The organism is Paraburkholderia sp. C35 (assembly GCF_003121405.1).
Taxonomy (GTDB): domain Bacteria; phylum Pseudomonadota; class Gammaproteobacteria; order Burkholderiales; family Burkholderiaceae; genus Paraburkholderia.
The window spans coordinates 1-13,606 of sequence record NZ_QBUY01000037.1 but is presented as its reverse complement, the minus strand read 5'-3'; the positions used below and the strand labels follow the sequence as shown (position 1 = coordinate 13,606).

9 protein-coding genes are annotated in these 13,606 nt (G+C 62.0%); 4 read left to right on the top strand and 5 right to left on the bottom strand.

The window, feature by feature from the left end:
• Positions 1-2: 2 nt before the first annotated feature.
• From DK391_RS21770 to DK391_RS21750, 5 genes are all read right to left on the bottom strand, one after another.
• Positions 3-3,131 (bottom strand): efflux RND transporter permease subunit, encoded by a 3,129-nt coding sequence (locus DK391_RS21770; protein WP_109480057.1) that lies wholly within the window; start codon positions 3,129-3,131, stop codon positions 3-5.
• 25 nt (positions 3,132-3,156) lie between these two features.
• Positions 3,157-4,302 carry an efflux RND transporter periplasmic adaptor subunit gene (locus tag DK391_RS21765; protein ID WP_109480095.1) on the bottom strand — a complete coding sequence of 382 codons (1,146 nt, stop codon included), beginning with the start codon at positions 4,300-4,302 and terminating at the stop codon, positions 3,157-3,159.
• 170 nt (positions 4,303-4,472) lie between these two features.
• Positions 4,473-5,984 (bottom strand): efflux transporter outer membrane subunit, encoded by a 1,512-nt coding sequence (locus tag DK391_RS21760; protein ID WP_109480056.1) that lies wholly within the window; start codon positions 5,982-5,984, stop codon positions 4,473-4,475.
• Positions 5,985-5,994: 10 nt separating this feature from the next.
• Entirely contained in the window at positions 5,995-9,153 is a 3,159-nt protein-coding gene (locus DK391_RS21755; RefSeq protein WP_109480055.1) for an efflux RND transporter permease subunit, read from the bottom strand.
• 14 nt (positions 9,154-9,167) lie between these two features.
• On the bottom strand, positions 9,168-10,388 hold the full coding sequence (locus tag DK391_RS21750; protein ID WP_204117414.1) for an efflux RND transporter periplasmic adaptor subunit: 1,221 nt from the start codon (positions 10,386-10,388) through the stop codon (positions 9,168-9,170).
• A 197-nt stretch (positions 10,389-10,585) separates the two neighbouring features.
• Here DK391_RS21750 and DK391_RS21745 point away from each other — a divergent pair, with 197 nt between their 5' ends.
• From DK391_RS21745 to DK391_RS44945, 4 genes are all read left to right on the top strand, one after another.
• Complete coding sequence (locus DK391_RS21745; protein WP_109480053.1) at positions 10,586-11,221, top strand: TetR family transcriptional regulator; 636 nt, start codon at positions 10,586-10,588, stop codon at positions 11,219-11,221.
• Between the two features lie 171 nt (positions 11,222-11,392).
• A complete protein-coding gene (locus DK391_RS21740; protein ID WP_109480052.1) occupies positions 11,393-12,163 on the top strand; it encodes a response regulator in 771 nt (256 codons plus the stop codon).
• Complete coding sequence (locus DK391_RS21735; protein ID WP_109480051.1) at positions 12,160-13,413, top strand: ATP-binding protein; 1,254 nt, start codon at positions 12,160-12,162, stop codon at positions 13,411-13,413. The genes DK391_RS21740 and DK391_RS21735 overlap by 4 nt, the downstream gene beginning before the upstream one ends.
• Before the next feature lie 5 nt (positions 13,414-13,418).
• A partial coding sequence (locus DK391_RS44945) for a hypothetical protein (protein ID WP_204117413.1) occupies positions 13,419-13,606 on the top strand: 188 nt, incomplete at its 3' end.

Here is a 13,606-nt window from a genome sequence, read left to right as displayed (position 1 = left end):
CGTTAGCTCGCGTTCGGATCGTCTGACGGCGTGATTGCGGCGCGCGTCGCGAAACGATGCAGCGCGAGGAAGATCACGGGCGTCGAGAACAGCGTGAGCAACTGGCTCACCACCAGCCCGCCGATAATCGCGATGCCGAGCGGCTGCCGCAATTCGTGGCCCATGCCCGTGCCAAGCGCGAGCGGCAGTGCGCCGAACAGCGATGCGCACGTCGTCATCAGAATCGGGCGGAAACGCAGTTCGCACGCGCGGCGCATTGCATCTCGTGCGGCGAGCCCGAGCGTGCGTTCCTGTTCGAGCGCGAAGTCCACCATCATGATCGCGTTCTTCATCACGATGCCGACCAGCAGCACGATGCCGATCAAACCGATGATGTCGAGTTCGCCACCGCACAACAGCAGCGCAGCGAGCGCGCCGCAGGCGGCGGAAGGCAGCGTCGACAGAATCGTCAACGGATGCACGAGGCTTTCGTACAGGATGCCGAGCAGGATATACACCGCCACCAGCGCGCCGACCAGCAGCAAGGCTTCATTGGAAAGCGACGTGCTGTAAAGCTGCGCCGCACCTTCGAGGTTCATCTGCACGCTCGCGGGTGCATTGAGTTTCTTTTCGATCGCTTCGACGCGATTGACCGCCGTGCCGAGCGTGACGCCATCGGCGAGATTGAACGACACGTCGGCGTACGGGAATTGCGCCTGGCGCTGGATCGTCAACGGTGCCGCGCCGACTGTTGCTGTCGCGATGCTCGACAAAGGCGAAAGCGAAGCGGATGTGGAAGTCGAAGTCGTGGTCGAAGTAGACGAGGAAGAAGCACTCGTCGTCCCCACATACAATCCGTCGAGCAACGCAAGCGGCGACTCGCCGACTAACCGCACGTCCGCGCCGATCGTCACGTGATACTGGTTCACATGCGTATAGATCGTCGAAATCTGCCGGTCGCCGAATGCGTCGTAAAGCGTGTTGTCGATGTCTTGCGCCGTCAGGCCGAGCCGCGACGCCGTCGCACGGTCGAAGTCGAACTTCAGCACGTTGCCCTGCTGTTGCGCCTGGCTCTGCACATCGGTGAACATCGGGTCGGCGCGCAGCGCGTCGAGCAGACGCTGCGTCCATTCGTTGAGTTCGGTGCGATCCGTGGCCTGCACGCCAACGCGGTAACTGTTCGCGTTGATCTGGTCGTCGAGCGTCAGATCCTGTACGGGATGCAGATAGAGCTTGAGGTCCGCACGCTGCGCAGCGTCGCGCGTCAGCCGTTGGATGACTGTACGGCTCGCATCGCCATCCTTCAGCGTGATCAGCATGCGGCCTTGATTGATGGTCGGATTGTTCTGATCGATACCGACGAACGACGACACGCTCGCCACCGCGCTATCGCTAGCGACACGGCCCGCCAGCGTGCGGGTCGACGCCGCCATGCGCTCAAACGATGCACGCGGCGACCCCAGCGAAATCCCTTCGATCAAGCCCGTGTCCTGTTCGGGAAACAGGCCCTTCGGCAACAGCACGAACAGCACACACGTCAGCAACGTCGTGATGCCCACCATCACAAGCACCGTCACGCGATGCTCGAAAGCCCAATCGAGCCCGCGCAAATAGCCGCGATTCAAACGCGCGAGCCAGTCTTTCGCGTTGGCATCGCTATCGCTCGCGGCGTGATCGGCGCGCAGCATGCGGGCGGCCATCATCGGCGTGAGCGTCAGCGAAACCCACGCGGAAATCACGATCGCAATAGCGAGCGTCAACGCGAACTCACGGAACAGTCGGCCGATTACATCGGGCATGAAGAACAGCGGAATCAGCACGGCGACGAGCGCGACCGAAATCGACAGAATCGTGAAGCCGATCTGCCGCGCGCCTTTTAACGCAGCATCCAGAGGCGTCTCGCCGTTTTCGATGTGACGCATCACGTTTTCGAGCATCACAATGGCGTCGTCGACGACGAAGCCCGTCGCCACCGTCAACGCCATCAGCGTGAGGTTGTTGACGGAGAAGCCAAGCGCGTAGATGCCCGCCACCGTACCGACCAGCGCGAACGGCACCGTGACAGCAGGAATCAGCGTGAATTCGAGCCTGCGCAGAAACACGAACACGACCATCACGACAAGCGCAATCGCCGCAGCCAGTTCCATCTTCACGTCGTGCACGGAAGCGCGGATGGTTTGCGTGCGGTCGCTGAGCACGCTGATCTTCACGGTCGCGGGCAACGATGCGCGCAGTTGCGGCAGCAGCGCTTCGATCCGGTCCACCACTTCGATCACGTTCGCGCCCGGCTGACGCTGCACGTTAATGATGATCGCGGGCGTCGCGCCGCTCCACGCAGCCTGACGCGGATATTCGGCAGCTTCGGAAATCTTCGCGACATCGGCGAGGCGAACGGGTGCGCCGTTGCGATACGAAATCACCAGATCCTGGTAGTCGGCAGCAGACGTGAGCTGCTCGTTCGCGTCGATAGTGAAGGCTTGCAACGGACCGTCGATGGTGCCTTTCGCGCTGTTCACATTGGCATCGCCAACCGCCGTGCGAATGTCTTCTAGCGATAAACCCATCGCATTCAACGCGCGCGTATCGGTCTGCACCCGCACGGCAGGCCGCGCACCGCCCGACAGCGTGACAAGACCCACACCCGACACCTGCGATAACTTCTGCGCAATGCGCGTATCCGTCAGATCTTCGACGCGCGTGAGCGGCAGCGCATCGGACGTGACGGCGAGCGTCAGCACCGCTGTATCGGCAGGATTGACCTTGCTATAGACCGGGGGATACGGCAGATTCGTCGGCAGCGTGCTGTTCGCGCTGTTGATCGCGGCCTGCACTTCCTGCTCGGCTTCATCGAGATTCGTCGAGGTCTGGAACTGCAGCGTGACCAGCGACACGCCAAGCGAACTCGTCGAGTTCATGCGCTTGAGTCCCGCCATCTGCCCGAACTGCTTTTCGAGCGGTGCGGTGACGGACGTGCTGATCACATCGGGCGATGCACCCGGATACTGCGTATAGACCTGGATGGTCGGATAGTCGATTTCGGGCAGCGCGGACACGGGCATCAGCCGGTACGCGATCAGGCCGATCAGCAGCAGGGCAAGCGTCATCAGACCCGTCGCGACAGGACGGCGGATGAACGGGCGGGAAATATCCATCGGTATCGGTTGCGTCTAAGGCGCGTCAGTTGCGCACGATCTTCACGGCGCTGCCGTCGTCGAGCTTGTCCGCGCCGTCGAGCAAGATCACGTCGCCCGCTTTCAGGTCGCTCTGATCGATCACGGTGGCGTCGTTGTACGAGACACCCGCCGTGACGTGGCGCAACGCGACTTTGCCTGCGCCCTGTTTTGCATCGGCGGCATTCAGCGTCAGCACGAAGTCGCCGGATGAGCCGTGCTGGATCGCGACTGTCGGCACGGTCAACGCGTTCTGCAAGGTCCCAACCGTCATCCGTACATTGACGAAGCGGTTCGGGAACAGGCGGCCTTCGCGGTTCGGCGCGCTGGCCTTCAGCTTGACCGTGCCCGTCGTCGTGTCGGCCTGGTTGTCGATCGCGGCGAGCGTCGCGTGGTCGAGCACCGTGCGCTTGTCACGCGCGAAAATCTCGACGGGCAACGCGCCCTTGTCATGGAACGCGTCGACCACGTCGCCCATCCTGTCTTCGGGCAGTGCGTAGACAACGGTGGTCGGCGAGTCGCTGGTGATGGTCGCGATACCCGTCGTGTCGCTGGTCGTCACGTAGTTGCCTGCGTCGGTGGAGAGCAGGCCGATCGTGCCGTCCATCGGTGCGACGATCTCGCAGTAGCCCACCTGCACCTGCAGGTTCGCCACGCTGCCCTGATCCGCCTTCACGGTGCCCTGATACTGACGCAGCGTCGAGCGTTGCGTATCGAGCGTCTGACGCGAGATCGAACCGCCGTCGATCAGCGTCTGATAACGCGTCAAATCGGCCTGCGCATTGGCGAGCAGCGCCTGATCGTGTTCGAGCGTGCCTTGCGCTTCAAGCAGTTGCGCACGCAACGCACGCGAATCGATGCGCGCAATCGGTTGGCCCGCTTTCACACGCTGGCCTTCCTTCACGAGCACGGCTTCGAGCGTGCCGTTCACCTGCGTCTTTACGGTCACGGTCGCGCGCGGCGTGACGGTGCCGAGCGCGTCCAGTTGCAGCGGCACGTCGGCGCGCGTCGCGCTGCCAACGGTGACAGGCGTGGCCTGCGCTTCGGGATGCGGCGGCTTGTGGAGCGCAGCGAACGCCTGCCAGACGATCACGCCGGCAGCCACGATGCCTGCAGCGATCAACACACGACGGATTGGACGATTGAATTTCACGCGATGATTTGTCGGCACTCGGGCCGCTCAACGGTTTGCCACACGGAATAGAAAGCGACGCAGCGCGCCGCGCCTCACTCGAGGTTTGACGCGCTGGTCGGGATGTAGGCGGAATGTAACAACGAGGAAGCGCGCCCAGGTTTAGCGCGCTTAGCAGATGTTTCAGCGTGTTACGGCTGAGCGGCGACGCGCGTGGGCTGTGCGGCTTGCTGCGCGTAGGGCGCATCGGCGGGGCGCGGGGTGTCGCCCGAATGTTCGATCCAGCCGCCGCCAAGATACTGATAGAGATCGACAAGATTGGTCAGGCGGTTCAGCGACGCCGTAATCAGCGACTGCTGCGCCGAATACAGATCGCTCTGCGCCGTCAGCACGTTCAGGTAGCTGTCCACGCCGTTGCGATAGCGCATGTCCGACAGGTCATAGCGACGCTGCTGCGATTCGACGTTCTCCTGCAGCGCCTTGATCTGCCGGTCGTACGTGCCGCGCGCCGCCAGTCCGTCCGAGACTTCGCGGAACGCCGTCTGGATCGCCTTCTCGTACTGCGCCACGGCAACGTTCTTTTCGAGTTTCGCGAGATCGAGATTCGCGCGGTTCTCGCCGCCCTTGAAGATCGGCACGGAGATGGTCGGGCCGAAGCTCCATGCGAGTTGCCCCGGCTTGAACAGCGTGCCGAGGCTCGCGCTCGCCGTGCCGAAATCGCCTGTCAAGGAGATGCTCGGGAAAAACGCCGCACGCGCTGCGCCGATGTTCGCGTTCGCGCCGATCAGCGTCGCCTCGGCTTCCATGATGTCGGGACGGCGCGTCAGCAGATCGGACGGCAGGCCAGCCGGAATGTCCGCGAGCAGTTGCTGGCTCGCGAGCGGCAAGCCCTTCGGCAAGTCTGCCGGCAACGGCGCGCCGACCAGCAGCACCAGCGCATTCTCGGCCTGCGCACGCGAGCGCTGCTGGCTTTCGTAGTTCGCCTGCGCCTGCTGCATCGTGCCCGCCGCTTCGCGCAGATCGAGTTCGGAGCCAGTGCCGGTGTCGTACTGGAGCTTCGTCAGTTCGTACGAACGGCGTGCCGTGTCGTACGTGTTCTTCGTGCTTTCCAGCATGTCGTCGTAGGCGATCAGCGTCAGGTACTGGTCCGCCACCTGCGACACCAGCAGAATCTCTTCCGCCTTGCGCGCCTGCGCCGTCGAGAAATACGTCTGCAACGACTGTTCGGTCAGGCTGCGTACCTTGCCGAAGAAATCGAGTTCCCATGAAGCGCTCGCCGCCACCTGATAGTCGCTGCCGACCGACGCCCTGCCGACATACGACAGATCCTTTGGTGTGCGGCTGCGCGTGCCCGTGCCATCGACGGAAACCGACGGCATCAGGTCAGCACGTTGAACACGGTATTGCGCACGGGCTTCTTCCACCTTCAGCGCCGACACGCGCAAATCGCGGTTGTTCTGCAGCGCGAGTTCGATGAGCTTTTGCAGGCGCGGATCGGTGAAGAATTCGCGCCATCCGATGTCGGTTGCGGCGTGATCATTTGATGTGCGCGTTGCCTTGTCCGATGCGGGCTGGTTGTCATAAACGCCGCCTTGCGGAAACGTCGACGCGACGGGTGCAGCCGGACGCTCATACGTCGGCGCGAGCGTGCAGCCTGCCGCCAGTAACGCAGCGGCGAGCGTCGTTAATAATGTTTTGTTCATATGCGTGTCCTTACTGAGCCGTTTCTTCTTCGACATCGTGTTCGGCGCTGTGCGGCGCCGAACCGTCGCGCGAGAACTTCTCGCGGATCACGACGTAGAACATCGGGATCATGAAAACGGCGAGAAACGTGGCTGTCAGCATCCCGCCGATCACACCCGTCCCGATTGCGTGCTGGCTCGACGAACCCGCACCGTTGCTGACGGCGAGCGGCAACACGCCGAGCACGAACGCAAGCGACGTCATCAGGATCGGTCGCAAGCGCAGACGCGCCGCTTCAAGCGCGGCCTGCACCGCCGTCATGCCTTCGTTGATCTGCAATTCACGCGCGAACTCGACGATCAGAATCGCGTTCTTCGCCGACAAGCCCACCGTGGTCAACAAACCGACCTGGAAGAACACATCGTTCTCCAGTCCGCGCAGCGTCACGGCGAGCAGCGCACCGATCACGCCGAGCGGCACGACGAGGATCACCGCGAACGGAATCGACCAGCTTTCGTACAGCGCGGCAAGACACAGGAACACGACGAGGATCGAGATGCCGTACAGAATCGGCGCCTGCGAACCGGATTGACGCTCCTGGAACGACAACCCCGTCCACTCGTAGCCGATACCTTGCGGCAGCTTCGCGGCAATCGCTTCCATCGCCGACATCGCCTGGCCGGTACTCTTGCCTGCCGACGCCGCGCCCTGAATCTCGACCGATGAAATGCCGTTGTAGCGCTCGAGCTTCGGCGAGCCGTAGATCCAGTGGCCCGACGCCACCGACGTCAGCGGCATCATCGAACCCGAACTGCCGCGCACGTACCACTTGCTCATGTCTTCGGGCGACATGCGGAATTGCGCATCGCCTTGCAGATAGACCTTCTTGATGCGGCCATCCGTATCGAGGAAGTTGTTCACATACGCCGACGCCCATGCAATCGAAAACGTCTGGTCGATATCCGACACGGTCACGCCAAGCGCCTGCGCCTTCTCGCGGTCAATATCGACCTTGAATTGCGGCGTATCCGACAGCCCGTTCGGACGAACCAATGCAAGCGACGGATCCTTCGCAGCCATGCCGAGCAACTGGTTACGCGCCGCCATCAGCGCTTCATGGCCGAGGCCGGCGTTATCGGTCAACTCGAAATCGAAACCCGATGCCGTGCCGAGTTCGGGAATCGACGGCGGATTCACCGCGATCACAGTCGCGTCCTTGTACGCTGCGTAGTGTCCAAACACGCGGCCCACCAGCGCCTGCACCTTCTGGTTGGCATGCTGACGCTGCGAATAATCCTTCATTCGCACGAAGGCGATACCCGCGTTCTGGCCGCGTCCCGCGAAGCTGAAACCGTTCACGGTGAACACGGAATCGACGATGTCTTTTTCGTCGTTGAGCAGATAGTCGGTGACGTTCTTCAGTGTGCGCGCGGTGGTTTCCTGCGTCGAGCCTGGCGGCGTCTGCACCAGCACGAACATCGTCCCCTGATCTTCATCGGGCAGGAACGACTTCGGCAGACGCATGAACAGGAAGCCAACCGCGACGATCACCACGAGATACAGCACCAGCCAGCGGCCCGAGCGGCGAATCACATGCTGCACGCCCGTGTGGTATTTGTCGCGACCGTTATCGAAGGTGCGATTGAACCAGCCGAAGAAGCCCGTCTTCGCGCCGTGATGACCCTTCGGAATCGGCTTCAGAATCGTCGCGCACAACGCCGGCGTGAGCACCAGCGCAACGAGCACCGACAACACCATCGCCGCGACAATCGTCAACGAGAACTGCCGGTAAATCGCGCCGACAGAACCGCCCGAGAACGCCACCGGCACAAACACGGCCGACAACACCAGCGCCACGCCGACCAGCGCGCCCGTGATCTGGCCCATCGCCTTGCGTGTCGCCTCTCTCGGCGATAGGCCTTCTTCGGACATCACCCGTTCGACGTTCTCGACCACCACGATCGCATCGTCCACCAATAGACCAATGGCGAGCACGAGACCGAACATCGAGAGCGTATTGATCGAGAAGCCCGCCGCGCTCATGATCGCAAACGTGCCGAGCAGCACCACGGGCACCGCGATAGTCGGAATCAGCGTCGCGCGCAGGTTCTGCAGGAACAGATACATCACGAGGAACACCAGCACGATGCCTTCGAGCAGCGTCTTCACCACTTCCTCGATCGACATCTTCACGAACGGCGTCGTGTCGTACGGATACTTCACGACCAGGCCGTGCGGGAAGTTCTTCGACAGCGCGTCGATCTTCGCGCGCACCAGCTTCGCCGTTTGCAGCGCGTTTGCGCCCGTCGCAAGCTGGATGCCGAAGCCGGCTGTCGGCTGGCCGTTGTACTTGGTGTCGAAGTTATAGTTTTCGCCGCCCAGGTCGATGCGCGCAACGTCCTTGATGCGCACCTGCGAGCCGTCCTGATTCACCTTCAGCAGCACATTGCCGAACTGTTCCTGTGTTTGCAGCAAGGTGGCCTGCGTGATGGTCGCCTGCAACACCTGACCGGGCACGGCAGGCGTGCCGCCGAGCGAACCGGCCGCGACCTGCACGTTCTGATTCGTCAACGCCGTTTCGACATCGACGGGTGTGAGGGCGTACTGGTTCAGCTTGTTCGCGTCGAGCCAGACGCGCATTGCGAACTGTGAGCCGAACAATTGCACCGTGCCCACACCATCGACGCGGCTCACCGGGTCTTCCACGTGCGACGCCACATAGTTAGCCAGATCGTAGCGGTCCATGCTGCCGTCCGTCGAGACGAACGCCATCACCAGCAGGAAGCTGCTGCTCGACTTCGTGACCTTGGTGCCTTGCTGCTGCACGGATTCGGGCAGCAGCGGCGTTGCGAGTTGCAGCTTGTTCTGCACCTGCACCTGCGCGATGTCCGGGTTGGTGCCCGCGGCGAAGGTCAGCGTGATGGTCGCATTGCCCGAGTCGTCACTCGACGACGACATGTACAGCAAGTGATCGAGACCGCTCATCTGCTGCTCGATGACCTGCGTAACGGTGTTCTCCACCGTTTTCGCCGATGCGCCCGGATACGTCGCGCTGATCTGCACGGCGGGCGGCGCAATGGTCGGATACTGCGCGATGGGAAGATTGAAAATCGAAGCGATGCCCGCAAGCATCAGAATGATCGCGATGACCCACGCGAAGATGGGCCTGTCGATAAAGAACTTTGCCATGAGACGCGCCCTCGTTACTGCGTGCTTTGCGCGCTGGACGCAGGCGCTGCCGCCGTTTGCGCGGCGGCGGTATCGGCATTCGGCAACTGTGCGTCGACGGTCTTCACGGCCATGCCGGGACGCACTTTGTCGACGCCTTGCACGATCACGCGGTCGCCCGTTTGCAGGCCGCTTTCGACTACCCAGTTCGCGCCATAGGTGCCGGACGTCACCAGTTGCCGCGTGACGACCTTGCCGTCCGCGCCGACTACGAGCGCCGTCGGATCACCCTTCTGGTCATGCGTGACGCCCTGTTGCGGCACGACGTACGCCTGTTCGTTGACGCCTTCCTCGATCTTCGCGCGCACGTACATGCCTGGCAGCAACACGCGCTGCGCGTTGTCGAACAGTGCACGCACAGTGACGGAGCCTGTGGTCTGATCGACGGTCACATCGGAGAATTCGAGCTTGCCGGTGCCGCCGTATGGACGGCCATCTTCGAGAATCAGCGTGACCTTCGCGGCGTTCGGGCAGCTCGTCTTCAAACGCCCCTCCTGCGCATCTCGACGCAGCTTGAGGCCAACGAGACTCGATTGCGTGAGATCGACGTAGACGGGATCAAGCTGCTGCACGGTGGCGAGCAGCGTTGCCGCGCTCGACTGCACATACGCGCCTTCCGTCACCGACGACTTGCCGATGCGCCCCGAAATCGGTGACGTCACATCGGTGTAGCCGAGATTGATCTGTGCCGTTTCGACGGCAGCCTTGCCCGATGCGACATCGGCGGCGGCCTGGCCTTCCGAGGCGACGGCGTTGTCGTAGTCCTGCTTGCTGATCGCGTTCGCTGCCACCAGCACCTTGTATCGTTCCGCTTCCGCATGCGTCGAAACGAGCGAGGCCTGCGCCTTCGCAAGCGTCGCCTTCGCGCTGTTCAGCGAAGCGATATACGGCGCGGGATCTATCTTGTAGAGCGTCTGCCCTGCCTTCACTTCGCTGCCTTCCGTGAAGGCGCGCTTCAACACGATGCCATCCACACGCGCTCGCACTTCAGCGACGAGATGCGCGCTCACGCGGCCAGGCAGTTCGATGGTTACGGGTACGCCCGTGGGTTTGACAGTGACGACGCCGACTTCGGGCGTCTGTTGAGGCGGCGCGGCAGGCTTGTCGCTGCACGCGGCAAAAAACGGAATGATTGCGGAGATCGCGGCAGTGGCCGCGAGCATACGAAAGTTACGGTTCTTTAATAGCGCTGGCATCGTGCAAACTGGTTTGAATTGAACGGGGCCGGCGCGCAACGAGCGTTCATCCAACACGCACCGACACGATAAGGTCGTGACGATAGGCGTTGTCAGCCTTTCGTGGGTTACAAGGCCCAGGCTGCCGTAAGACTTGTTAATCCAGTGCCTGCTTGCGCCGACTACGATGGCCGCGTGATTCCTGCAGGAAACGAGGTATGAGACGAACGAAGCAACAGGCGCTCGATACGCGGGCAAAGATCATCGACGCCGCCGAGCGTGTGTTCTTCGTGCGTGGCTTTGCGCGTGCGTCGCTGGAAGACATTGCGTCGGAGGCGGGTGTGACGCGCGGCGCGGTCTACGGCCACTTCCGCAACAAGGAGGCCGTGTTTCAGGCTATCTACGAATGCGCGGACATGCCACTCGATCCGTTCGTCGTGCAGTCGTGCGAGCAGGACGCCGATCCGTTGCAGCATCTGCATGCGCAGTTGCGCCAGCGTTTGCGCGACGCGCTGCATCTGCGGCGCGCGCGGCGTCTGTACAGCATCGCGATGATGAAATGCGAAGTGACGGCGGAAACAGCGGCGTTCTATGAACGTGTGTCGATGGCCGCGCTGCGCGCCGAAAAACAGATCGACGCTGCGCTACGCGCCGCCTCGCAACGCGGACAGCTGCCGCCCGATGTCGATACGCGCGCTGCCGCCGGCTTCATTCACGCCGCGTTGACGGGCTTTCTTCACAAACGTCTGATGATGTCGACGGAATCGCGCGGCGATCTCGAAGCCGAGCAGACACTGGCTTCAGCGTTGCGCTGCGTGGGTGCTCACACTGCATTCGAGCGCGCCCGGGTATGACCTCGCAGTTCATCATACGTTTGTTCTAAACGGTTAAGATTTGGTAAGACTTGCTAAGTCCCCAGAACCGGGGCTGCGGCGCGTTGCGCTATAGTCTTACAGACCCGATACCTGGCGGCAACATCGCTGCCCGCCTCATGCGGCACAGCGTCGGCGCAGCCTCATCTCATCATGCCCAACACGCCTATCCAGGTGCTGCTCGTCGACGACGACGCCGACCTGCGCGACCTGCTTCGCAACTTCTTCCAGCAACGCGGCATCGAATTCTCGGTGCTGCACGATGCGACCCATCTTGCACGGCGGCTCGAACGCGAGCGTCCGTCGATCATCGTGCTCGACCTGATGATGCCGGGTGTCGACGGCCTCACTGCCCTCAAGCAGTTGCGCGCGAGCGGCGACACGATACCCGTCGTCATGCTGACCGCGCGCGCCGATGGCGTGGATCGCGTGATCGGTCTCGAACTCGGCGCGGACGATTATCTCGGCAAGCCGTTCATGCCGCAGGAATTGCTCGCGCGCATTCATGCCGTGCTGCGCCGTCACAAGCTGCATCCCGAAGCGCCGCCTGTCGAGCATCGTGAAGCACTGGTGTTTGGGCGCTTCAGGCTCGACTTCGCATCGCGCACACTGTTCTGCGACAACGAACCCGTCAAGCTCACAGGCAGCGAATATGCGCTGCTTGAAGTGTTCGCGCAGCATCCGATGGAAACGCTGTCGCGCACGCGCATTGTCGACTTGCTGCATGGGCCCGATTCGGAAGTAACGGAACGCGGCATCGATGTGCCTGTTTGGCGCTTGCGTCGACTGCTCGAAGACGATCCCGCTGCACCACGCCGCATTCAGACGATGCGCGGCATCGGCTATATGTTCGTGCCTGGCGAAACGGGCGACGGTATCGACGACAACGACGTCAGCGAAGACGACGACAGCGCATCGCAATGAAGAACCCGTTCAACACGCTCTTTGGCCGTCTCGCGACGCTGACGGTCGGCCTGATCGTGGCCGTGCATCTGATCTCGCTGATCCTCGTCGATCGCGAGCGCGGCCAGATCGACGCCGAGCATGCGCGCCGCGATGTGCTGCTGGCCGTGCAGGCCAAACACGACGGCGAAGCCGCTGCGCGGCACGTTGCGCAGACGCTCGGCATGGAATATATCGCTGAGGCGGATGTGGCCCGCTCGGGCTGTCCGAATGGCTGTACGGGCTCTGACGCACCATTCGAGCATGATCTGCTGGAGCGCATGCCGCCCGATAGCCGGGTCGTGTTCGATCCGCATACGGGGTCGATCTGGATGCGCTACGGCAACGAACCGTATTGGCTGTTCATGCGCAATGCGAATTTGCCGGGGATGCGGTTTGTCGGTTCATCGCTGGTGATGCTGGTGTTGGCTGTTTGTGCGGCGTTGCTGGCGGCGTGGCAGTTTCAGCGTCCGCTGCACCGGCTGGCCGATGCGGCGCGCGAGTTCAGGGTCGGCAAGCGCGTGCCGCCCGTGCAGGAGAGCGGTCCTGCCGAGATGCGCGCGTTGATCGGCGACTTCAACCAGATGATGCGCGAGTTGGCGCAGTCCGAGCAGGAGCGCGCGGTGATGCTGGCGGGTGTTGCGCATGATCTGCGCGCGCCGATTACGCGCATGCAGGTGCGTGCCGATCTTTTACCCGATGCTGCGAATCGTAGTGGCTTTTTGCGCGATGCTGAGTCGTTGTCGCGGATCGTCACGCAGTTTCTCGACTATGCGCGCGATACGGCTGATCCTTCGCCGCATGCGAATGTGGATGCGCATTGTCGTCGGCACTATGGCGATGGTCTTGATGATGAGGCGCTTGTGAAGTTGCATCTTCAGGCTGGCGAAGGCTTCAATCTGCCGCTGGTGGATCTCGACCGGATATTGTCGAATCTGATCGAGAACGCGATGAATTATGGTGAGCCGCCGGTTGAGATTTCTACTTCTGCGCATAACGGTGTGTATACGCTGACTGTGAGGGATCATGGTGTTGGGATTCCTCGGGATCAGCTTGAGCGGGCTTTGCAGCCGTTTACGCGACTCGATCCTGCGCGTGGTGGGGATGCGCATTGTGGTTTGGGCCTTGCTATTGTGCGAAGGCTTACGCGGTATAACGGTGGGAAGTTTTCTTGCGATAACGCTGTAGATGGGGGGTTTTGTGTGACGCTGATGTTTGGGCGGGAGGGGTAGTTGTGGTGGGTTTTGATTTGTTTTTTTCTGGCATCCGCTTTTTGTTATTGCTTTTTTCTGGCATTCGGTGGTTGAGCTCTCGCTGGCGTCCGCGTTTTGTTAGCGGTGCTTCATGCGTTGCCCCTGTGCGGGGCGGCACCTACTTTTCTTTGCCGCCGCAAAGAAAAGTAGGCAAAAGAAAGCGGGCTAACAC

Excerpts from the sequence above, each read along its gene's own strand:
- DK391_RS21770 (WP_109480057.1), bottom strand. The coding sequence starts at position 3,131 with ATGGATATTTCCCGCCCGTTCATCCGCCGTCCTGTCGCGACGGGTCTG.
- DK391_RS21740 (WP_109480052.1), top strand. The coding sequence starts at position 11,393 with ATGCCCAACACGCCTATCCAGGTGCTGCTCGTCGACGACGACGCCGAC.
- DK391_RS21755 (WP_109480055.1), bottom strand. The coding sequence starts at position 9,153 with ATGGCAAAGTTCTTTATCGACAGGCCCATCTTCGCGTGGGTCATCGCG.
- DK391_RS21750 (WP_204117414.1), bottom strand. The coding sequence starts at position 10,388 with ATGCCAGCGCTATTAAAGAACCGTAACTTTCGTATGCTCGCGGCCACT.
- DK391_RS21745 (WP_109480053.1), top strand. The coding sequence starts at position 10,586 with ATGAGACGAACGAAGCAACAGGCGCTCGATACGCGGGCAAAGATCATC.
- DK391_RS21735 (WP_109480051.1), top strand. The coding sequence starts at position 12,160 with ATGAAGAACCCGTTCAACACGCTCTTTGGCCGTCTCGCGACGCTGACG.
- DK391_RS21760 (WP_109480056.1), bottom strand. The coding sequence starts at position 5,984 with ATGAACAAAACATTATTAACGACGCTCGCCGCTGCGTTACTGGCGGCA.